Genomic DNA, 19,773 nt, shown 5'->3' with positions numbered 1-19,773 from the left:
CATGGCATGGGATTTCGAGACCGATCCGCAGTTCCAGGAACTGCTGGACTGGGCCGACGCATTCGTCAGCGATGAGGTCGAACCACTCGACCTGATCTGGCCGCATCTGCAGTTCACCCCGCTCGACGACACCCGCCGCGCGGTGATCGACCCGCTCAAGGAACGGGTCCGTCAAAAAGGCCTGTGGGCCACCCATCTCGGGCCGGAGCTGGGTGGGCAGGGTTATGGGCAGCTGAAACTCGCTCTGCTGAACGAGATCCTGGGCCGCTCGCAATGGGCGCCCGTCATATTCGGCTGCCAGGCACCCGATACGGGCAACGCCGAGATCATCGCGCACTACGGCACGCCCGAACAGAAGGAGCGCTACCTGCGCCCGCTGCTGCACGGAGAGGTCTTCTCCTGTTATTCCATGACCGAGCCGCAGGGCGGCGCCGATCCCACCCAGTTCAAGACCGCCGCGGTGCGCGACGGGCACGACTGGGTGATCAACGGTTACAAGTTTTTCTCCTCCAACGCCTCGACGGCCTCGTTCCTGATCGTGATGGTGGTGACCAACCCGGATGTCAACCCTTACCAGGGCATGTCGATGTTCCTGGTGCCCACCGACACGCCCGGGGTGAAGATCGTCCGCAATGCCGGTCTCTATGGGGAGGCCGACGGTAAGGGCTCGCATGCCCTGATTCATTACGACAATGTGCGCGTGCCGGATTCGGCGCTGCTGGGCGGTGAGGGCCAGGCTTTCGTCATCGCGCAGACCAGGTTGGGCGGCGGCCGTATCCACCACGCGATGCGCACCATCGGCCTGGCCCAGAAGGCGATCGACATGATGTGCGAGCGAGCGCTCTCCCGACATACCGCCGGCAGCCTGCTCGCCGACAAACAGGCGGTGCAGGGCTACATCGCGGATTCCTACGCCCAGCTCAAGCAATTCCGGCTGCTGGTGCTGCACACCGCATGGGAGATCGACAAGTACAACGACTACAAGAAGGTGCGCAAGGACATCGCCGCGGTGAAAGTGGTGATGCCTACGGTGCTGCACGACATCGCCTGGCGGGCCATGCAGGTACACGGAGCCCTCGGCGTGACCAACGAGATGCCGTTTCTGGGCATGGTCACCGGGGCGGCGGTGATGGGCCTGGCCGACGGACCCACCGAGGTGCACAAGACCACGGTTGCCAAACAGGTGCTGCGCGGCTACACGGCCTCCGACGACCTGTGGCCCTCGGAGTGGATTCCGCGCAAACGCGAAGCGGCACAGGCAAAGTACGCGCAGTTCCTGGAGGCCGAGGTCGGCAACCTGTGACCATCGATACCGCCCGGCTGGCCGACTGGTTGGACGCTGCCGCGATCCCCGGCGCCGGTGAGCCCATCGAGGCCCGATTCCTGTCCGGCGGCACGCAGAATGTCATCTACCGCATCATCCGCGGTGCACACGAGTGCGTGCTGAGGATGCCCCCGCCCGGCGCACCCGCCGACCGTGACAACGGCATCCTGCGCGAGTGGCGCATCATCGAGGCGCTCGACGGAACCGAGGTCCCGCACACCAAGGCGATCGGCGTCTGTCCGGACGCCGCGGTACTGGGCCGGCCCTTCTATCTGATGGGTTTCGTCGACGGCTGGTCACCGATGGATTCCCGGCACTGGCCCGAACCGTTCGACTCCGATCACTCGCTACGGCCGGCGCTGGCCTACCAACTGGCCGAAGGCATTGCGCTGCTGTCCAAAGTGGATTGGCAGGCCCGAGGTTTGGGCGATCTGGGTCGTCCCGAGGGCTATCACGACCGCCAGGTCGCCCGCTGGACCGGCTTCTACGAACGCATCAGGGCCCGCGAGCTCGACGGCCTCGACGTCGCCACGGAGTGGTTGCGCAGGCACCGCCCGCTGGACTTCATCCCCGGCCTGATGCACGGCGATTATCAGTTCGCCAACGTGATGTATCAGCACGGCGCGCCCGCACTGTTGGCCGCGATCGTGGACTGGGAGATGGGCACCGTCGGCGATCCGAAACTGGATCTGGCGTGGATGGTGCAGGGCTGGCCGGCGGATCCGAGCGCGCCGGAAGCGGCCGATGCGGGGTATGTCGACATGCAGGGCATGCCGACGCAGGACCAGGTGGTGGCTCATTACGCCGAGGTCTCCGGGCGCCAGGTGGACGATCTGGACTACTACCTCGTGCTGGCGAAGTGGAAGCTGGCGATCGTGCTGGAGCAGGGATTTCAGCGCGCCGGCGAGGACGAGAAGCTGCTGGCGTTCGGGCCGGTGGTGGCCGATCTGATGCGTTCGGCGGCCGAACTCGCCGAGTCCAGCGACTACCGGTGAAGGCAGCCGTCTGCCCGCAGTTCGGGCCGCCGGAGGTGGTGCGGATTCGGGATATCATCTCCCCTGCGCTGCAAGCCGGTCGGGTCAGGGTGCAGATCCACGCGGCGGCGGTGAATTTCCCGGACGTGCTGCTGGTCGCCGGCGAATACCAGGTGAAGGTGCCGCCGCCGTTCGTCCCCGGTAGCGAGTGTGCCGGGATCATCGCCGAGTTATCCGATGGTGTAACGGGTCTCGCGGTGGGTGACCGGGTGACCGGCACCGCGCTGTTCGGCACGTTCGCCGAGCAGGTGTGCCTGCCGGCCACCGCGCTGGCACGCATCCCCGACTCCCTCGACGATCACACGGCGGCCGCATCCGGGGTCGCCTATCGCACCGCCTATCACGCGTTGCGCTCGATGGCGCGGATACGGTCCGGCGACGAGGTGATCGTGCTGGGCGCCGGCGGTGGCGTCGGCCTGGCGGCCGTGCAGCTGGCGACGGCGATGGGTGCCCGCGTCGTCGCGGTGGCCTCTTCTGCGGAGAAGCTCTGCGTCGCAGAGCAGTACGGTGCGGCCGCAACGGTCAATCACCGAGCCGGTGAGCTGCGCGCGGCTCTGCGTGCCGCGGTACCGGACGGCGCGCACGCCGTGCTCGATCCGGTGGGCGGAGAACTGTCCGAGCCGGCGCTGCGCGCACTGCGCCGCGGCGGCCGGTTCGTCACGGTCGGATACGCCGCCGGATCCATCCCCCGCATTCCACTGAACCTGGTGCTGGTCAAAGGTCTTCACCTGCTCGGGTTTCAGTTCCAGGACGTACCACCCAAGGAGTTCGCCCGCAACGAGGCGGAACTGGCCGCCCTGCTGGCCACCGGCACCGTCGTTCCACATGTCGGTGCGGTCTATCCGCTCGAACAGGCGGCCGCCGCGCTGCGGCAGGTCGCCGACGGGCGCGCGGTCGGGAAGGTGATCGTGCAGGTCGCCGAGGCGCCTACTTCTCCATGGTGAACTGAACGACGTCCATCTGGCGATTGCGGAACAGATCGGCGCATCCCGTCAGGTACTTCATATAACGGTCGTAGACCTCCACGGACTGGATGGCGATCGCCTCGCCTCGATGCGCCTGGAGGTTCTGCGCCCAGATGTCGAGAGTCTTGGCGTAATGCGGTTGCAGCGACTGCTCTCGGGTGACCCGAAAGCCGGCGGTGTCGGAATGCTGCTCGACCTTCTCGATTGACGGCAGCCGCCCGCCGGGGAAGATCTCGGTGAGGATGAACTTGGCGAAGCGGGCCATCGCCCAGGTCAGCGGAATGCCCAGCTCCTTCGCGCGGTCCGGATGAAGCGCGGTGATGGTGTGCAACATCATCACGCCGTCGGAGGGCAGGAGGTGGTAGGCCTTCGCAAAGAAGTCGTCATACCGGTCGAAGCCGAAGTGCTCGAAAGCCCCGATGGACACGATTCGGTCCACCGGCTCATCGAACTGCTCCCACCCCTGCAGCAGCACCCGCCGGCTTCGGGACGTGTCGAGTTCGTCGAAGCCGGCCTGGACGTGAGCGGCCTGGTTCTTGGACAGCGTCAGCCCGACGACGTTGACGTCGTATTTCTCGAGGGCACGACGCAGCACCGCGCCCCAGCCGCACCCCACATCGAGCAGCGTCATACCCGGTTGCAGCCCGAGCTTGCCCAGCGACAGGTCGACCTTTGCCAGCTGCGCCGCGGCGAGCGTCATATCGTCGCGCTCGAAGTAGGCACAGCTGTACGTCTGCGAAGGATCCAAGAAAAGGCGGAAGAAGTCGTCTGAGAGGTCATAGTGCGCCTGGACGTCTTCGAAGTGCGGTCTCATCGATTCAGCCATGGCCTGCGGCCTTTCGCTACCCGTGCAGCGCAGTCGAACCATCGACTCGAGATCGAATCGTCACGCCGTTGTGGCAATCAAGCCAGAAATCAACACAAGGACGCCGATATGCGTCCATGGCGCCGCACTGCTGCCGACCTACATGGTAGGCGACGATCGTGCGCGCGCGCTGACGAACCGAGGGACCTTGACCCGGGACTGGCCCGGTGGGTGGCGTTCGGTGCCCAACACCGTTCAACTGCGTTGCAGGGCATTCAATCCCACAAGGTTGCGGCACGAATGACTGAGGACGGTCAGCTGGCGGGCACCAGGTCGGCCGCCACCGGCGGACACGACATGACGCCACACCGGAACACCTCCACGCGGCCGACCGATTCCTGCGCACCGATGGCCGTCAGGGCATGTGCCTTGAAAGCCCTTGCCGCGGCGCTGAGTTCATGCAGGACCGCATCGACCGTGCTGTCCAGCTCCTGCGGCCAGCTCTCGCCCCAGAGGGTCACCTCGGTGAGACCCTGATCCAGGGCGCCGAGCACGCCCTCGCGCACCCGGGCGTCGGTCGCGAACAGATCGGCGGCCACGGCCACGGTCTGCGGGTGCGGGCGCTCCTCCCATTCGCGCATGGCGGCCTCCAGATCACCGGTCTGCACGCCGAGGATGCGTAATGGACGCGGGTCGTCTTGACCGGAGATCAGCACCGTGACATCCCAGCCGGCCATCACCCGATCGACCAGCCAGCCGCCCGCGGAGCGGACCACGTCGGCCACGCTGGGTGCCACCACGTCGAGCCGATACCTCATGGCGCCGTCCCGTTCGCCCGTGTTGATCCCCGTGTTGCTGCGCTCCTGCTCCCCGACGGGGCGAAGTCGCGGGCCAGCGCTTCGGCGTAGCCCTTGAACACCTCGGCTAGGGGAATCGAAGGATCGAGTAGCCATGCGGTCTCCATTCCATTGACAAAGGCGAGAATCTCCACGGCCTTGGTGGCCGCGTCGAAGTCGGTGCGGTAGTGGCCGTCGCGCTGACCACGACGGATGCCCCCGGCGACGATGTTCACCGCCGCCTGCTGACGGGCCACCAGACGGTCGTGCAGCGGGGCGTCGGGCTGGATGTTCTCGACCAGCAGCACGGTGAAGGTGCCGACCAGCGATGGCGCCCGATCGAAACGCTCGGCAACCCGGCTGATCTGGGCGATCAGATCTCCCCCGCGGTCGGCGTGGGTGTCGTCGTCGAAGTCCCTGGCATCGAGCACAGCGTGCAGCAGCGCTTCTTTGGACGGGAAGTGGTGCAGCAGGCCGGCCGTGCTGACCCCCGCTTCCCTGGCGATCTGCGCCAGGGAGGTGTTGCGCCAGCCGTTCCTGGCCAGCAGCGTCTCCGCGGCAGCGAGAATCCGCTGCTTACGGTCCTCGCCCTTGGCCAGCAGCGATTCATAGGGCCGTGGCCCCGGCGCCGCCGCAGATAACGCTGTCACCGATCTCCCTCGCGTTCGCGAACCAACCAACTGAACACACAGTAGGTTGGTTGAGGCCCTGTGACAAGGGTCTCAGTTAACAATTTCTTCGACAGGTGTCACGCGACCTGGACGCCGGAGGGCGTGAATGTCAACTACTTGTCATTCGAGGCATGGCCGACTAACTTCGACTTTGTTGTCCCCACCGCGGAGGAGTTGGACATGGCGCGATTCCCCAAGCCTGCCGAAGGCAGTTGGACCCAGCACTACCCCGAACTGGGCACCGGGCCCATCTCGTACGAAGACTCCATCAGTCCGGAAATCTACGAGCTCGAGCGCGCGGCCATCTTCAAGAGGGCCTGGCTCAACGTGGGCCGGGTGGAGCAGCTTTCCCGCAAAGGAAGCTACTTCACCAAGGAGATGAAGGCAGCGAACACGTCGATCATCGTGTGCCGCAATACCTCCGGTGAGATCAATGCGTTCCACAATGTGTGCCGGCACCGCGGCAACAAGCTGGTCTGGAATGACATGCCGTTGCAGGACACCAGCGGGGTGTGCCGCCAGTTCACCTGTAAGTACCACGCCTGGCGGTATGACCTGGACGGCAATCTCACCTTCGTTCAACAGGAAGAGGAATTCTTCGATCTCGACAAGAGCCGGTACGGGCTGGTGCCGGTGCACTGCGAAGTCTGGGAAGGCTTCATCTTCGTCAACTTCGCCGAGAAACCCGAGCAGTCGCTGACCGACTTCCTCGGCCCGATGATCACCGATCTGGCCGGCTATCCATTCCACAAGCTGACGTCGCGGTTCACCTACCGCTCAGAGGTGAAGGCGAACTGGAAGCTCTACATGGACGCGTTCCAGGAGTTCTATCACGCGCCCGTGTTGCACGCGAACCAGTCCCCCACCGCCTATTCCAAGGCCGCCGCACAGGCCGGATTCGAAGCGCCGCACTACCGTCTCGAAGGCCCGCACCGGCTGGTCAGCACCTCCGGTGTGCGGGCCTGGGAGATGGCTGATGAGATGCGCAAGCCAATCGAGGACATCTGCCAGAGCGGCCTGTTCGGACCTTGGGACGCACCGGATCTCGGTCCGATGCCGGCCGGCCTCAATCCGGCCAACTGCGAGCCGTGGGGTCTGGATTCATTTCAGCTCTTCCCGAACTTCGTCATCCTGTTCTGGGGCCAGGGCTGGTATCTGACGTATCACTACTGGCCGACGTCGTTCAACACCCACACCTTCGAGTGCACACTGCACTTCCCCGAGCCGCGCAGCCCACGTGAGCGCCTGGCCCAGGAGTTGGCGGCGCAGTCGTTCAAGGAATACGGATTACAGGACGCCAACACCCTGGAAGCCACCCAGACTTCGATCGAATCCCGGGTGGTCGACGAATTCCTGCTGTGCGATCAGGAGATCCTGCTCCGTCACCTGCACAAGGAGACGGCCGCCTGGATCGCCGACTACCAGCGCGCCACCGAGGTGACGACCGTATGAGCGCCCTGCTGCCCCCCGAGTTCGCCGATCTGGAGCCGTTCACCGAGTGGTGCCTGACCACCGAAGCGCAGAGGTACGCAAAACGGCTGGGCTCCAACATGACCGAGATGCAGGCCTTCTACGACGCGATCACCGCCCGCGCCGAGGACGCCATTTCATTCTGCGACAAGTTCACCCTCGGCGAGCTGCCCGACGACGTCCTCAACCTGATGCACCTGCTGTACTCGATGATCACGGTGTCCTTCCCGGTGGAGTGCTGGAAGCAGCCCCGCGTGCCCGATTCCGGCGCCACGTCGCTGGATTGCGTCGCCGAGCCGCGTACATGACCGACACAACCGTACTGCGGGCGGCACGCTGGGTGGATGTCGACGCCGGCGAGGTCCGCGCACCGGCGGTCATCATCATCGAGGACAACCGCATCACCTCGGTGGATCCGCAGGCGCCCGTGCCGGATTCGGCGACCGTCGTCGATCTGGGTGACGTGACACTGCTGCCCGGCCTGATGGACATGGAGCTCAATCTGCTGATCGGCGGGCCCGGCGGTCCCGAGGGGCTGCCGTCACCGATGCACGGCGTGCAGGACGACCCGGCCTACCGCACCCTGCGCGGCGCGGTCAATGCCCGGACCACGCTGGACGCTGGGTTCACCACGGTGCGCAACCTCGGCCTGATGGTGAAGACCGGTGGCTACCTGCTCGACGTCGCACTGCAGCGCGCCATCGACCAGGGTTGGCACGCCGGGCCGCGCATCTACCCCGCCGGGCACGCGGTCACCCCGTATGGCGGGCACCTGGATCCCACCGTATTCCAACGGCTTGCGCCCGGCATAATGCCGCTGTCGGTGGCCGAAGGTATCGCCAACGGTGTACCCGACGTCATCGCCTGCGTTCGCTACCAGGTGCGCCACGGCGCCAAGCTGATCAAGGTGTCCGCCTCCGGCGGCGTGATGTCGCACAGCACCGCGCCAGGCGCGCAACAGTATTCGGATGCCGAGTTCGCCGCGATCGCCGACGAGGCCCACCGCGCCGGCGTACGGGTGGCCGCCCATGCCGTCGGCGACAGCGCCATCCAGGCGTGTATCCGCGCCGGCATCGATTGCATCGAGCACGGCTTCCTGGCCACCGACGAGACCATCCAGATGATGGTCGACCACGGCACCTTTCTGGTCTCCACCACCTATCTGACCGACGCCATGGCGATCGACCGGATCGCCCCCGAGTTGCGCAAGAAGGCACTGGAGGTGTTCCCGCGGGCCAAATCCATGTTGCCCAAGGCGATTGCCGCCGGTGTGAAGATCGCCTGCGGCACCGACGCGCCGGCCGTGCCACACGGGCAGAACGCCAAGGAACTGGTGGCACTGGTCGAGCGCGGGATGACTCCCCTGCAGGCGATCCGGGCTGCCACCGTGGTCAGCGCCGACCTGATCGACGAGCTCGACAACCTGGGCCGGCTGGCCCCGGGCTACCTCGCCGACGTGATCGCCGTCTCCGGTGACCCGTCCCAGGACATCGCGACGCTGCTCGATGTGCGGTTCGTGATGAAGGACGGGCAGATTCACAAGCACGAGAGCACCTGACGATGGAACTCACCGACAACATCCTGTGGCTGCTCAAGCAGGCGTTCTACTTCTCCCTCACCACCGTCAACGATGCGGTCAAACCGCACGGCGTCAGTACCTCTCACGTCGGGGTGCTGCGCCAGCTGATCAGCGAACCCGGGTTGTCCAACGCCGAATTGGCGCGGCGGTTGCTCATCACGCCCCAGGGCGTCCAGTTGGCCGTCAATGAACTGACCAAGCGCGGGCTGGTCGAACGCAAACAGGATCCGCGACACGGCCGCATCCAGCAGGCCTTCCTCACCGAGCACGGCCGGGAGCTGGCCACCGCCGTGATAGGCGACGCAATCTCGGTGCACGACAGGGTGTTCGGAGTTCTCAGCGTGGCCGAGCAGACCCAGCTGCGCGCCTTGCTGACCCGCGTGGTCGAGCAGGGTACCGGCCACACCATGGCCGTCGACCACATCGATCCTTGAGTTGAATAACAAGTACTTGATATGATTCTGTCGATGAGTCACGCAGCCACCCCGCAGGTCGACGAGGGCTTCGCCGCCCTGCTCGTCAAGGACGTGGTGCGCGAAACGGCCGACGCCGTGTCGCTGGTGCTCGACGTGCCCACTGCACATGCCGACCGATTCCGGTACCGCGCGGGCCAGTTCCTCACGCTCCAGGTGGTCGTCAACGGCGAGGCGCACCGCCGGTGCTACTCGATGTCCTCGTCGCCGGCAGCCGAGGCCGACCTACGGATCACCGTCAAGCGCGATCGCGACGGCTTGGTGTCCAATTGGCTCAACGACACCGTCGAACCAGGCCAACACCTGCACGCGGCGCCGCCCGACGGACGGTTCGTGCTCACCGACACCGACCGCGAACTCGTCACGTTCGCCGGCGGCAGCGGCATCACCCCGGTCTACTCCCTGATCCGGCACGCGCTGGCAGCCACCGACCGCCGGGCACGGCTGTTCTACGCCAACCGCACCGCGGATTCGGTGATCTTCGCCGCGGCGCTGGCCGACGTGCTTGGCGCGCACCATGATCGACTGAGTGTGCACCATCATCTCGACGAGTCGCACGGCACCGTGGCCGCCGATCACATCGACGCCTTCCTGGACGGCTGCGATGACGCCGAGTACTACATCTGTGGGCCCGCCCCGTTCATGGACGCGGTGGAATCGACCCTGCTGGGGCGCGGCGTTCCCGCGGACCGGATCCATCTCGAACGGTTCTCCGTCGCCACCGTCGAGGTGGACGACAGCACCCCCGTGGTGACCGAGGATGTCACGATCGTATTGGGCCGGAACACCGTCACCGTGCCCTACCGCGCCGGCAACACCCTGCTGCAGACGGCACGGCTGGCCGGCCTCAACGCCCCGTCATCCTGTGAAACAGGTTCGTGCGGAACATGTATCGCGGCGATCACCGAAGGCGGCGCACGCATGCTCAACAACGATGCGCTGGACGAGGACGAGGTCGCCGAAGGGCTGGTCGTCACCTGCCAGGCAATACCGACCAGCCGCACCGTGCGGGTGGTCTACGAATGAAAGTCAGGTGAGTCGATGAAGCGGGTGGCTGTGGTGACCGGCGGCGGTTCCGGTATGGGCGAGGCGACCTGCCACGAGCTCGGCAGGCGCGGGCACCGGGTCGCGGTGCTGGACGTGAATGCCGATGCCGCCCAGCGGGTTGCCGACGACTTGCGAGCGAACGGCGTGTCGGCGCTGGGTATCGGCACCGATGTCACCGACCGGCCGGGAGTCGACGATGCGCTGGCCAAGGTGCGCAGCGAACTGGGTCCCGTCGGCGTGCTGGTGACCAGTGCCGGTCTTTTCGCCTATGCCGGCTTCGCCGATATCACCACCGAGTCCTGGCAGAAGATGCTCGACGTGAACCTGACCGGCACCTTCCACTGCTGCCAGTCCGCACTACCGGATATGGTCGCCGCCGGCTGGGGTCGCATCGTGATGATCTCATCCTCCAGCGCGCAGCGCGGCACGCCGTTCGCTGCGCACTACGCGGCGTCCAAGGGTGCATTGCTGACCCTGACCAAATCGCTGGCCCGTGAGTACGCACCGCACGGCATCACCGTCAACAACATCCCACCGTCGGGCATCGAGACGCCCATGCAGCATGCCTCGCAGGCGGCCGGTTACCTGCCTTCCAACGAGACCATCGCGGCGAACATCCCGCTGGGCCGGCTGGGTACGGGTGCGGATATCGCGGCGGCAGTGGGTTTTCTGGCTTCCGAGGAAGCCGGCTTCATCACCGGGCAGACGCTCGGTGTCAACGGCGGCTCGGTGATGTAGGAGAGGATGCAGATGACGCAATCGACCACGCCGGCACGGCGGTCCTGGACCGAACGGTACCCGGAGCTGGGCACCGCACCGATACCGTTCCGCGACTCCATCTCGCCCGAGTTCTACGAGCTGGAGCGGGAGGCGATCTTCAAACGCGCCTGGCTCAACGTCGGCCGGGTGGAGGAACTCCCCGACCGTGGCAGCTTCATCACCAAGGGGATCGAAGCGGCCGGTGCCTCGATCGTCCTCATCAAGGGTCAGGATGACCGTATCCGCGCCTTCCACAACCTGTGCCGGCACCGTGGCACCGTACTGGTGCCCAACGGTGGTCCGGGCCATGATGTTTCGGGTACCCGCGATGAGTTCGTCTGCGCACATTGCGGGTGGCGCTACGGCACCGAGGGCACCCTGACCCACGTGCCCAACGAGGCGTCGTTCGTCGGGTTCGACACCGCCGACTACGCCCTGGCCCCGGTGCACTGTGATGTCTGGGCCGGGTTCGTCTTCGTCAACTTCGATCAGACGCCGCGGCAGAGTCTGCGCGATTTCCTCGGGCCCATGCTGACCGGACTGGACGATTACCCGTTCGGCAAGCTGACCGAACGCTACGACTGGACGGCGCACAACAACAGCAACTGGAAGATCTTCGCCGACGCCTTCCAGGAGTATTACCACGTGCCCTCACTGCACAGCCAGCAGGTTCCCGATGCGGTGCGGAACCCCAACGCCGGGTTCACCTGTGGTCATTTCCAGCTGGACGGTCCGCACCGGCTGGTGTCCACCGCGGGGACCCGCCGCTGGCTGCTGGCGCCCGAATACATGTATCCGATCGAGCGAGCCACCCGCAGCGGCCTGGTGGGACCCTGGCGCACACCGGATATCGGCGATCTTCCGGAGGGATTGAACCCTGGCGGCATTGAGCCGTGGGGTATCAGCAACTTTCAGATCTTCCCCAACACCGAGATCCTCATCTACGGCGGCTGGTACCTGCTGTACCGATACTGGCCGACCGCCCACAACACCCACCGTTTCGAGGCGTACACCTACTTTCACCCGGCGCGGACGGTGCGCGAACGCATCGAACACGAGGTGGCCGCGGTGGTGCTCAAGGAGTTCGCGTTACAGGATGCGGGCATGCTGGGCGGCACCCAGGCGGCGCTCGAGTACGACGTCGTCGACGAATTCCCGCTCAACGATCAGGAGATCCTGGTGCGTCACCTGCACAAGGAAGCGGTGGACTGGGTGGCGGCCTATCAGCGTGAGCGCAGCGGGGCGCCGGTATGAGCACCAAAGCGCTTCCCAGCGCGTTCGCCGAACTGGAGCCCTACACCGAAGCCTGGTGCCTGCCGACCGAAACCGAGCGCTGGAACCGACGGCTGTCCAGCAGCATGCCGCAACTGCGCGAGTTCTACGACGCGTTCTTCCCACGACTGGAAGAGGCGATCGACTACTGCGACAAGTTCCCGCTCGACGAACTGCCCGAGGACGCCACCAACCTGCTGCACCTGGTCTATTCGCTGATCATGGTGGCCATGGCCGTGGAGATCATGCATCAGCCCGCGCCGGTGGACGCCGCGGATGCCGTGATGATCCGCACCGGCGAACCGCGGCCCTGAATCCGATTGCACTGTAGAGGAATACGATGAGCGTCTTGACCATCAACAAACTGACCGATTCGGTGGGCGCCGAAGTCAGCGGCCTCGATTCCGAACGGCTGGGCACCGATCCCGGTTTGGGTGCCGCCGTCCTCGACGCGCTAGAGGAGAACGGCGTCCTGGTTTTCCGGGGTCTACACCTGAGCCCGCAGGACCAGGTCGCCGTCTGTGAGCGGCTCGGCGAGGTGGACCGGTCCTCCGACGGTCACCACCCGGTCTCCGGGATCTACCCGATCACCTTGGACAAGACCAAGAACAAGGCCGCCGACTACCTCAGGGCGGCCTTCATCTGGCATATCGACGGGTGCACACCACTGGCCGACGAGTGCCCGCAGAAGGCCACCGTGCTGTCGGCGGTACAGGTGGCCGCCCAAGGCGGTGAGACCGAATTCGCCAGCGCCTACGACGCGTACGAATCACTGTCCGCCGCCGAGAAGCAGCGCTACGAATCGCTGCGGGTGGTGCATTCGCTGGAGGCCTCCCAGCGGCGAACCCACCCCGATCCCACCGAAGCGGACCTCACCCGGTGGCGGTCCCGCCGCGCCAGCGAACATCCGCTGGTGTGGACCCACCGCAACGGACGGAAGTCACTGGTACTGGGTGCATCTGCGGACTATGTGGTGGGCATGGACCTCGACGAGGGCCGCCGACTGCTGTCCGAGTTGCTGGCCCATGCCACCACGCGAGACAAGGTGTACAGCCACCGGTGGTCGGTCGGTGACACGGTCATCTGGGACAACCAGGGCGTCCTGCACCGTGCCGCCCCGTACGATCCGAACTCGCCGCGTGAGATGCTGCGCACCACCGTCAACGGCGACGAGCCCATCCGGTAGTCGGCTACCGGGCAGCCACCGCAATCGATTTGGTGTCCAGGTAGCCCTCCAGCCCCTCGCGGCCGAGCTCACGGCCGTACCCGCTGCCTTTGACGCCGCCGAACGGCGCGAAGGGATCCATCGGGTAGCCCTGGTTGACCCCGAACGTCCCGGTGCGAACCCGGGTCGCCACTGCGACGCCCCGGTCGCTGTCGGCGGTCCACACCGAACCGGCCAGACCGTAATCCGAATCGTTGGCGATGCCCACGGCCTCGTCCTCGTCACGGTAGGGAATCACCGTGAGCACCGGCCCGAAGATCTCCTCCCGCGCGATCCGCATGGCGTTGTCGGCCTCGGCGAACAACGTCGGCTGCACGTACCAGCCCTGGTCGACACCGGCGGGTAGTTGCGTCCCGCCGATGACCAGCTCGGCGCCCTCCCGCTGGCCGGTGCGGATGTAGTCACGGACCCGCTCTTGCTGACGGGCGCTCACCAGCGGCCCGACCTGGGTTTCCGGATCCGCCGGGTCGCCGACCTTCAGCGCCGTGATCTCGGCGACGAGTGCATCGACGAACTCAGCGGATCTGCGCGCCGGAACCAGGATGCGGGTCAACGCATTACAGATCTGCCCGCTGTTGGACAGGCTGGCCGAACGGACACCGGCGGCCACCACCGCCGGATCGGCATCGTCGAGGACGATCGCCGCGGATTTCCCGCCGAGTTCCAGGCTCACCTTGGTCAGGTTGGCCGCGCACGCCGCGGCGACGGCTTTCCCGGCCGCGGTCGATCCGGTAAACGACACCTTGTCGACGCCGGCTGCACCCACCAGGTGCGCACCTACGTCGACCCCACCGGGCAGCACGCTGACGACACCGGGCGGGAATCCCGACTCGTCCAGGATGTCGGCCAGCAGCAGCGCGTCCAGCGTGGACTCGGGCGCGGGCTTGACGATCACCGTGCATCCGGCCAACAGGGCCGGGACGAGTTTGGTGATGGTCAGAAACTGCGGCATGTTCCACGGCACCACGGCCGCGACCACGCCGACGGGCTCCTTGCGGATGCGGACATCGGCGCCGAAGAAGCCCGGCCGATCTTCCTGCCACACATAGGATTCGGCGAGAGCACAGAAAGCGTTCATCATCATCGACGGCAAACCGACCTGAGCGCGCTGCGCGAAGGTGATCGGTGCACCGATCTCGGCACTGATCAGCCGGGCAAGGTCGGCACGCCGGCCGTCATATGCGGCCGCGAACGTGCGCACCGCCGCGATCCGCTCCGTTGGTGTCAGCCGTGGCCATGGCCCGTGGTCGAACGCCGTGCGCGCCGCCGCCACCGCATGATCGACGTCGGCGAGCGATGCCGAACCCACCTCGGCGATCGGCCGTTCGGTGTGCGGAGAGATCACGGTGATCGGAGCGCCTGCGCGGGTCACCGACCAGCCGTCGACACCGATGAGCGACGCAATACCTTGATCCACGGGAACCCCTCACATCACGCAATATCAACTACTTGCCAATATAGCGTGGTGGGCGGGGCTCAGGTCTCCGGGTGATCGCTGAAAAGCTCGTGCCCGGTGCCCTTTTCCACCACCCGGCTCAACAGGTCGCGCAGCGTCTTCTGCTCCTGGGCGCTGAGCACCCCGAACACGGCCTCGTGTGCGGCCACCGCATCCTGGATCACCGCCGCGGCGACCGACCGCCCCTCGTCGGTGAGATAGGCCTTCAGGATGCGCCCGTGCGAAGGGTCCTGCTTGCGCTCCAGCAAGCCGCGGCGCTCCAGAGCGGTGAGGGCGAGCAGCACCCCCTGCGGGCTGATCAACAACCGCCGGGCCAGCTCCGCGCCGGACAATCCGGACTCATTGGCCAGCTGGCGCAGCACACCGATCTGGGCGGTACTCACACCGTGCGGACTGATCGCCTCGTTCACCGAGGTCAGCGAGAAGTAGAAAGCCTGCTTGAGCAGCCACAGAAGATTGTCGGTGAGCTCCATGCGGCCTCCCCTTCAGCGGTGTGTGCACGATTCGTCACGCCCAGCGTGACAGATCGTGCCCACATCGCGACTACAGACCGAGGTCTTTGGCGATGATCACCTTCATCACCTCGCTGGTCCCGGCGTAGATCCGGGCCACCCGGGCATCGGTGTACAGCCGGGCTATCGGGTACTCCATCATGTACCCGTATCCGCCGAACAGCTGCAGGCAGCGGTCGATCACCCGGGCCTGCATCTCGGTGCAGAACAATTTCACCCGGGCCGCATCCGGCGCCGACAGCTCACCGTCGACGTGCAGGGCGACGGCCCGGTCCAGCATCGCCTGGGCTGCCTCGACCTCGGCCGAGCACGCGGCCAGTTCGAACTTGGTGTTCTGGAAGGAGGCGACCGGAGTGCCGAATGCCTTGCGGTCCTTGGTGTACCCGATAGCCGCCGCGATCGCCGAACGGGCCTGGGCCACCGAACCGACCGCCACGGTGAGCCGCTCCTGCGGCAGGTTGTGGCCCAGGTAGGAGAATGCCTCGTCCACCTCGCCCAGCACATTGGCCGCGGGCACCCGGACGTCGACGAAGGACAACTCGGCGGTGTCCTGCACCTTGCAGCCCATCTTCTCCAACTCGCGGCCCCTGGTGAAGCCGGGCATCCCGTCCTCCACCACGAACAGCGTCAAACCCCGGCGTCGATTGTCCGGGTCGGTGGAGGTACGCGCGACCACGATGACGAGGTCGGCCTGCATCCCGCCGGTGATGAAGGTCTTGGCGCCGTTCAGGATCCAGTCATCCCCGTCGCGCACCGCGGTGGACCGCATCCCGGCCAGATCCGACCCGGTGCCGGGTTCGGTCATCGCGACCGCGGTGAGCAGGGTGCCGTCGGCCAGCCCGGGGAACCAGCGTTTGCGCTGTTCTTCGTTGGCGTAATGCAGGAAGTACGGCAGGATCACTTCGAGCTGGGTGCGCACCGTGGACAGGGTGACCAGCGCGCGGGCGGCCTCCTCCTGCAACACCACGTTGTAGCGGTAGTCGGGCACCCCGCCGCCGCCGTATTCCTCGTCGATGGCCATGCCGAGCATGCCGAGCGCGCCCATCTTCGCGAAGACGGCGCGGGGCATCCGGCCGCCCTTCTCCCATTCGGGATAGGCCGGGACGACCTCTTTCTCGACGAAGTCGCGGGCGAGCTCGCGGAACGCCTCGTGGTCCTCGGTGAACAGATTGCGTTGCACGTGTTGCCCTTTCGACTAGAAGACGTACTCGACCAGCGTGGCGTTGGCGGTGCCGCCGCCCTCGCACATGGTCTGCAGTCCGTACCGGATGCCGTTGTCGCGCATGTGATGGATCATCCGGGTCATCAGCACCGCGCCGGATGCGCCGAGCGGGTGTCCGAGTGCGATCGCCCCGCCCAGTGGATTGAGCTTCGCCTCGTCGACGCCGGTCTCGGCCATCCAGGCCAGCGGTACCGGCGCGAACGCCTCGTTCACTTCGAACACCCCGACCTCGTCGATCCCGACACCGGCCTTGTGCAACACCTTCTCGGTGGCCGGGATGGGCCCGGTCAGCATCAGTACCGGATCGGCACCGGTCACCGCGCCGGCGCGGTAGTACACCAGCGGGGTCAGCCCGAGATTCAGCGCCTGGTCGGCGGTCATCACCAACAGCGCCGCGGCACCGTCGGAGATCTGCGAGGAGTTCCCGGCATGGATGACGCCGTCCTCGGTGAACGCGGGCTTGAGGCCGGCGAGCTTTTCGACGGTGGTCCCCCGGCGGATACCCTCATCGGTGGCGACCACGTCACCCTCGGTGAACACCGGCAGGATCTGTTCGATGAACGCGCCGGCATCCTGTGCGGCGGCGGCCCTTTCGTGCGACTGCGCGGAGTACTCGTCGCAACGGGTGCGGGACAGATCCCACTTCTGGCAGATCATCTCGGCCGAGATGCCTTGGTTGAACGAGAAACCGTCATAGCGGGCAAGCGCTTTCGGTCCATACGGCTGACCCGTCTGGCGGGCCGCGCCCAGCGGTACCCGGCTCATCACCTCGACACCACCGGCGACCACGATGTCCTGCTGACCCGACATCACCGCCTGCACCGCGAAATCCAGCGCCTGCTGGCTTGATCCGCAGGCCCGGTTGACGGTCGTTCCGGGGATGTGCTCGGGCCAACCGGCGGCGAGCACCGAATAACGGCCGATATTGCTGGACTGGTCGCCGACCTGGGATACGCAGCCCCACACCACATCGTCGATGAGGGCCGGGTCCACCCCGGTGCGTTCGACGAGCTCTTTGAGCACCACGGCGGACAGGTCGGCGGCGTGCTGGTCGGACAGCCCGCCGTTGCGCTTGCCCACCGGGGTGCGGACGGCGCCGACGATGACGGTTTCTCGCATGGCTTCTACTCCTTGGTGGGCGGGACCGCCCAGGTTCCGGTGAATGACGGGTCACGTTTGGCGGCGAACGCCGCATACGCCTCGAGTGAGTCGGCGGTGGCGAAATTGCCCGGCTGGGCGCGTGCCTCGTTGGCCAGTGCTTCGGTGAAAGTCGCGTTGGCGCCGTCGTCGAGCAGTGCCTTGCTCTGCGCCAGCGCGAACGGCGGGCCGGCGGCCAGGCGGCCCGCCAACTCCGCCACGAAGACGTCGATCTGGTCGGCGGCCTGCACCCACGTCACCAGGCCCAGCGCATGCGCCTCGGCGGCGGAGATCATGTCCGCCAGCATCACCAGACGCTTGGCCTGTTGCAGCCCGACGAGTTTCGGCAACAACCACGACCCGCCCAGATCCACCGACAACCCGCGCTTGGCGAAGATCTGACAGAACCGCGACTCCGGGGTGGCCACCACGAAATCGCACCCCAGCGCCAGATTCCAGCCCGCGCCCACCGCGACGCCGGTGACCTTCGCGATGGTCGGAACGCTCAGATTGTGCAGTGCCAGCGCGACATCGGTGAGTCGCTGCAGTTTGCGGCGGGGGTGGATGGCCTCCCCGGTGCCGATATCGGCGCCCGAGCAGAACGCCCCGCCGGCACCGGTCAGCACCACCGCGCGCACGGTGTCGTCGGTGTCGGCGGCGCGCAGCGCCTCGGCCAGCGCCTGCCACAGCTGCGGGTCGATGGCGTTCTTGCGGTGCGGCCGGTTCAGCGTCAGGGTGCGCACACCGTCGTGATCCTCGGTCAGCAAGACGCTCATGCGTACTCCGGCCCGATGGCACCCTCGGCGCGCAACTCCGCGATGTCTGGCGCCGAGAAGCCCAGCTCCCCCAGCACCGCGTCGGTGTGCTCCCCCAAGCCGGGCACCGCACCCATCCCCATCTCGAAACCGCTGATCACCGGCGGCGGCAGCAGGGCTTCGATCTTGCCGTTGGGAGTGCCTACCTCGCGCCAGCGGTCTCGCGCCTTCAGGTGCGGGTGCGTGATGACCTCACTGGGCAGGTTGTAGCGGGAGTTGCCGATCCCCGCCTTGTCCGCAGTCTGCTGGATGTCCACCAGATCGTGCTGGGCGCACCAGCTTTCGATGGCGGCGTTGAGTTCGTCGCGGTGCGCGCACCGATCGGAGTTGGTGGCGAACCGCGGGTCGTCGGCCAGGTCCGGCCGTTCGATGATTTCGCGGGCCAGTCGCTGCCACTCCCGGTCGTTGGTGGTGCCCAGCACCACCGTCTGCCCGTCCCGGGTCGGGAACGACCCGTAGGGCGCGACCGCCGGTGAACTCATTCCCAGCGGCGTCTGGTCGATACCGGAGTGCTGGGTGTAGGTCAGCTGATAACCCATGATGTCGGTCATGGTGTCGAACAGGCTGACCGCCACCGACGGAGCGGCACCGGTGTCACCCCGGCGGGCCCGGCCCAGCAGTAGCGCCATGATGGACAGCGCCGAGTACAGGCCCGTGGTGATATCGGCGACCGCCGCACCTGGCTTGGCCGGCATCCCGGCGTAACCGGTCGCGGCGCATGAGCCCGACTCGGCCTGCACCAGCAGGTCGTAGGCACGCTTCTGGGACAGCGGTCCCCCCGGGCCGTAACCGTCGATTTCGACCGGGATGACCTGCGGGTGGCGCACTTTCAGGTCCGCCGGGGACAACCCCAGCCGGGCGGTGGCACCGGGCGCCAGGTTGGAGACGAAGGCGTCGGCACCGGCGAGCAGCCGGTGCAGCACCGCCATTCCGGCCGGCGACTTGAGGTTGAGCGTGACCGATTCCTTGCCGCGGTTCGCCCACACGAAATGGGCGGCCTGGCCCAGCACGACGTCGTCGTAGTCGCGGGCGAAGTCGCCACCCTTGGGATTCTCGATTTTGATCACCCTGGCGCCGAAGTCGGCCAGCACCCGGGTGCACATCGGTGCGGACACTGCCTGCTCCATGGCAACGACGGTGATGCCGGACAGCGGCGCGGTACTGGTCACAA

At 66.4% G+C, this 19,773-nt stretch carries 21 protein-coding genes; 12 read left to right on the top strand and 9 right to left on the bottom strand.

Annotated elements, in window-relative coordinates:
• Window position 1 precedes the first annotated feature (1 nt).
• From ACXPWS_RS08700 to ACXPWS_RS08690, 3 genes are read left to right on the top strand one after another with little or no spacing between them, the layout of a single operon-like run.
• Window positions 2-1,303 carry an acyl-CoA dehydrogenase family protein gene (locus ACXPWS_RS08700; protein ID WP_458712058.1) on the top strand — a complete coding sequence of 434 codons (1,302 nt, stop codon included), beginning with the start codon at window positions 2-4 and terminating at the stop codon, window positions 1,301-1,303.
• Entirely contained in the window at window positions 1,300-2,319 is a 1,020-nt protein-coding gene (locus tag ACXPWS_RS08695) for a phosphotransferase family protein (RefSeq protein WP_458712057.1), read from the top strand. The genes ACXPWS_RS08700 and ACXPWS_RS08695 overlap by 4 nt, the downstream gene beginning before the upstream one ends.
• The gene (locus ACXPWS_RS08690; RefSeq protein WP_458712056.1) at window positions 2,316-3,302 is read left to right on the top strand and encodes an NADPH:quinone oxidoreductase family protein; all 987 of its coding nucleotides are present in this window, start codon (window positions 2,316-2,318) and stop codon (window positions 3,300-3,302) included. The genes ACXPWS_RS08695 and ACXPWS_RS08690 overlap by 4 nt, the downstream gene beginning before the upstream one ends.
• On the opposite strand, the gene ACXPWS_RS08685 is transcribed toward ACXPWS_RS08690, so the two are convergent.
• The 3 genes from ACXPWS_RS08685 to ACXPWS_RS08675 all read right to left on the bottom strand — a co-directional run bounded on the left by ACXPWS_RS08685 (window position 3,286) and on the right by ACXPWS_RS08675 (window position 5,614).
• A complete protein-coding gene (locus ACXPWS_RS08685) occupies window positions 3,286-4,149 on the bottom strand; it encodes a cyclopropane mycolic acid synthase family methyltransferase (RefSeq protein ID WP_458712055.1) in 864 nt (287 codons plus the stop codon). The two genes, ACXPWS_RS08690 and ACXPWS_RS08685, sit on opposite strands and share 17 nt — an antisense overlap.
• A 293-nt stretch (window positions 4,150-4,442) precedes the next feature.
• Window positions 4,443-4,946, bottom strand: coding sequence for a hypothetical protein (locus ACXPWS_RS08680; RefSeq protein ID WP_458712054.1), 504 nt, complete (start codon window positions 4,944-4,946; stop codon window positions 4,443-4,445).
• Window positions 4,943-5,614 carry a TetR/AcrR family transcriptional regulator gene (locus ACXPWS_RS08675; protein ID WP_458712053.1) on the bottom strand — a complete coding sequence of 224 codons (672 nt, stop codon included), beginning with the start codon at window positions 5,612-5,614 and terminating at the stop codon, window positions 4,943-4,945. Before ACXPWS_RS08675 ends, ACXPWS_RS08680 begins: the two co-directional genes overlap by 4 nt.
• Window positions 5,615-5,815: 201 nt before the next feature.
• Here ACXPWS_RS08675 and ACXPWS_RS08670 point away from each other — a divergent pair, with 201 nt between their 5' ends.
• The 9 genes from ACXPWS_RS08670 to ACXPWS_RS08630 are packed head-to-tail and all read left to right on the top strand — an operon-like array spanning window position 5,816 to window position 13,421.
• Window positions 5,816-7,087 (top strand): aromatic ring-hydroxylating oxygenase subunit alpha, encoded by a 1,272-nt coding sequence (locus ACXPWS_RS08670; RefSeq protein WP_458712052.1) that lies wholly within the window; start codon window positions 5,816-5,818, stop codon window positions 7,085-7,087.
• The gene (locus tag ACXPWS_RS08665; protein ID WP_458712051.1) at window positions 7,084-7,413 is read left to right on the top strand and encodes a hypothetical protein; all 330 of its coding nucleotides are present in this window, start codon (window positions 7,084-7,086) and stop codon (window positions 7,411-7,413) included. Before ACXPWS_RS08670 ends, ACXPWS_RS08665 begins: the two co-directional genes overlap by 4 nt.
• Window positions 7,410-8,663 (top strand): metal-dependent hydrolase family protein, encoded by a 1,254-nt coding sequence (locus tag ACXPWS_RS08660; protein ID WP_458712050.1) that lies wholly within the window; start codon window positions 7,410-7,412, stop codon window positions 8,661-8,663. The genes ACXPWS_RS08665 and ACXPWS_RS08660 overlap by 4 nt, the downstream gene beginning before the upstream one ends.
• A 2-nt stretch (window positions 8,664-8,665) precedes the next feature.
• Window positions 8,666-9,118 carry a MarR family winged helix-turn-helix transcriptional regulator gene (locus ACXPWS_RS08655; RefSeq protein ID WP_458712049.1) on the top strand — a complete coding sequence of 151 codons (453 nt, stop codon included), beginning with the start codon at window positions 8,666-8,668 and terminating at the stop codon, window positions 9,116-9,118.
• Window positions 9,119-9,151: 33 nt separating this feature from the next.
• Window positions 9,152-10,183, top strand: coding sequence for a 2Fe-2S iron-sulfur cluster-binding protein (locus ACXPWS_RS08650; RefSeq protein ID WP_458712048.1), 1,032 nt, complete (start codon window positions 9,152-9,154; stop codon window positions 10,181-10,183).
• 15 nt (window positions 10,184-10,198) lie between these two features.
• Complete coding sequence (locus tag ACXPWS_RS08645) at window positions 10,199-10,942, top strand: SDR family NAD(P)-dependent oxidoreductase (RefSeq protein WP_458712047.1); 744 nt, start codon at window positions 10,199-10,201, stop codon at window positions 10,940-10,942.
• A 12-nt stretch (window positions 10,943-10,954) separates the two neighbouring features.
• Window positions 10,955-12,217, top strand: coding sequence for an aromatic ring-hydroxylating oxygenase subunit alpha (locus tag ACXPWS_RS08640; protein WP_458712046.1), 1,263 nt, complete (start codon window positions 10,955-10,957; stop codon window positions 12,215-12,217).
• Window positions 12,214-12,549 carry a hypothetical protein gene (locus ACXPWS_RS08635; RefSeq protein ID WP_458712045.1) on the top strand — a complete coding sequence of 112 codons (336 nt, stop codon included), beginning with the start codon at window positions 12,214-12,216 and terminating at the stop codon, window positions 12,547-12,549. The genes ACXPWS_RS08640 and ACXPWS_RS08635 overlap by 4 nt, the downstream gene beginning before the upstream one ends.
• Window positions 12,550-12,575: 26 nt before the next feature.
• Window positions 12,576-13,421, top strand: a complete 846-nt coding sequence (locus tag ACXPWS_RS08630; RefSeq protein ID WP_458712044.1) for a TauD/TfdA dioxygenase family protein — start codon at window positions 12,576-12,578, stop codon at window positions 13,419-13,421.
• Window positions 13,422-13,425: 4 nt separating this feature from the next.
• On the opposite strand, the gene ACXPWS_RS08625 is transcribed toward ACXPWS_RS08630, so the two are convergent.
• From ACXPWS_RS08625 to ACXPWS_RS08600, 6 genes are all read right to left on the bottom strand, one after another.
• A complete protein-coding gene (locus ACXPWS_RS08625) occupies window positions 13,426-14,853 on the bottom strand; it encodes an aldehyde dehydrogenase (RefSeq protein WP_458713462.1) in 1,428 nt (475 codons plus the stop codon).
• Between the two features lie 83 nt (window positions 14,854-14,936).
• On the bottom strand, window positions 14,937-15,389 hold the full coding sequence (locus ACXPWS_RS08620; RefSeq protein WP_458712043.1) for a MarR family winged helix-turn-helix transcriptional regulator: 453 nt from the start codon (window positions 15,387-15,389) through the stop codon (window positions 14,937-14,939).
• A 70-nt stretch (window positions 15,390-15,459) separates the two neighbouring features.
• Window positions 15,460-16,608: an acyl-CoA dehydrogenase family protein gene (locus ACXPWS_RS08615; RefSeq protein ID WP_458712042.1), complete on the bottom strand. Its 1,149-nt coding sequence runs from the start codon at window positions 16,606-16,608 to the stop codon at window positions 15,460-15,462.
• A gap of 15 nt (window positions 16,609-16,623) precedes the next feature.
• The gene (locus ACXPWS_RS08610; RefSeq protein ID WP_458712041.1) at window positions 16,624-17,769 is read right to left on the bottom strand and encodes a thiolase family protein; all 1,146 of its coding nucleotides are present in this window, start codon (window positions 17,767-17,769) and stop codon (window positions 16,624-16,626) included.
• 5 nt (window positions 17,770-17,774) lie between these two features.
• On the bottom strand, window positions 17,775-18,563 hold the full coding sequence (locus ACXPWS_RS08605; protein ID WP_458712040.1) for an enoyl-CoA hydratase/isomerase family protein: 789 nt from the start codon (window positions 18,561-18,563) through the stop codon (window positions 17,775-17,777).
• Window positions 18,560-19,729, bottom strand: a complete 1,170-nt coding sequence (locus ACXPWS_RS08600; protein WP_458713461.1) for a CaiB/BaiF CoA transferase family protein — start codon at window positions 19,727-19,729, stop codon at window positions 18,560-18,562. Before ACXPWS_RS08600 ends, ACXPWS_RS08605 begins: the two co-directional genes overlap by 4 nt.
• Between the last annotated feature and the right edge of the window lie 44 nt (window positions 19,730-19,773).

This window comes from Mycobacterium sp. BMJ-28 (genome assembly GCF_054404835.1).
The sequence above is the reverse complement of the archived record's forward strand: the minus strand, read 5'-3'. Positions and strand labels throughout refer to the sequence as shown.

Excerpts from the sequence above, each read along its gene's own strand:
- ACXPWS_RS08645 (WP_458712047.1), top strand. The coding sequence starts at position 10,199 with ATGAAGCGGGTGGCTGTGGTGACCGGCGGCGGTTCCGGTATGGGCGAG.
- ACXPWS_RS08605 (WP_458712040.1), bottom strand. The coding sequence starts at position 18,563 with ATGAGCGTCTTGCTGACCGAGGATCACGACGGTGTGCGCACCCTGACG.
- ACXPWS_RS08600 (WP_458713461.1), bottom strand. The coding sequence starts at position 19,729 with ATGGAGCAGGCAGTGTCCGCACCGATGTGCACCCGGGTGCTGGCCGAC.
- ACXPWS_RS08650 (WP_458712048.1), top strand. The coding sequence starts at position 9,152 with ATGAGTCACGCAGCCACCCCGCAGGTCGACGAGGGCTTCGCCGCCCTG.
- ACXPWS_RS08660 (WP_458712050.1), top strand. The coding sequence starts at position 7,410 with ATGACCGACACAACCGTACTGCGGGCGGCACGCTGGGTGGATGTCGAC.
- ACXPWS_RS08630 (WP_458712044.1), top strand. The coding sequence starts at position 12,576 with ATGAGCGTCTTGACCATCAACAAACTGACCGATTCGGTGGGCGCCGAA.
- ACXPWS_RS08610 (WP_458712041.1), bottom strand. The coding sequence starts at position 17,769 with ATGCGAGAAACCGTCATCGTCGGCGCCGTCCGCACCCCGGTGGGCAAG.
- ACXPWS_RS08665 (WP_458712051.1), top strand. The coding sequence starts at position 7,084 with ATGAGCGCCCTGCTGCCCCCCGAGTTCGCCGATCTGGAGCCGTTCACC.
- ACXPWS_RS08670 (WP_458712052.1), top strand. The coding sequence starts at position 5,816 with ATGGCGCGATTCCCCAAGCCTGCCGAAGGCAGTTGGACCCAGCACTAC.
- ACXPWS_RS08635 (WP_458712045.1), top strand. The coding sequence starts at position 12,214 with ATGAGCACCAAAGCGCTTCCCAGCGCGTTCGCCGAACTGGAGCCCTAC.
- ACXPWS_RS08620 (WP_458712043.1), bottom strand. The coding sequence starts at position 15,389 with ATGGAGCTCACCGACAATCTTCTGTGGCTGCTCAAGCAGGCTTTCTAC.
- ACXPWS_RS08640 (WP_458712046.1), top strand. The coding sequence starts at position 10,955 with ATGACGCAATCGACCACGCCGGCACGGCGGTCCTGGACCGAACGGTAC.
- ACXPWS_RS08655 (WP_458712049.1), top strand. The coding sequence starts at position 8,666 with ATGGAACTCACCGACAACATCCTGTGGCTGCTCAAGCAGGCGTTCTAC.
- ACXPWS_RS08700 (WP_458712058.1), top strand. The coding sequence starts at position 2 with ATGGCATGGGATTTCGAGACCGATCCGCAGTTCCAGGAACTGCTGGAC.
- ACXPWS_RS08685 (WP_458712055.1), bottom strand. The coding sequence starts at position 4,149 with ATGGCTGAATCGATGAGACCGCACTTCGAAGACGTCCAGGCGCACTAT.
- ACXPWS_RS08680 (WP_458712054.1), bottom strand. The coding sequence starts at position 4,946 with ATGAGGTATCGGCTCGACGTGGTGGCACCCAGCGTGGCCGACGTGGTC.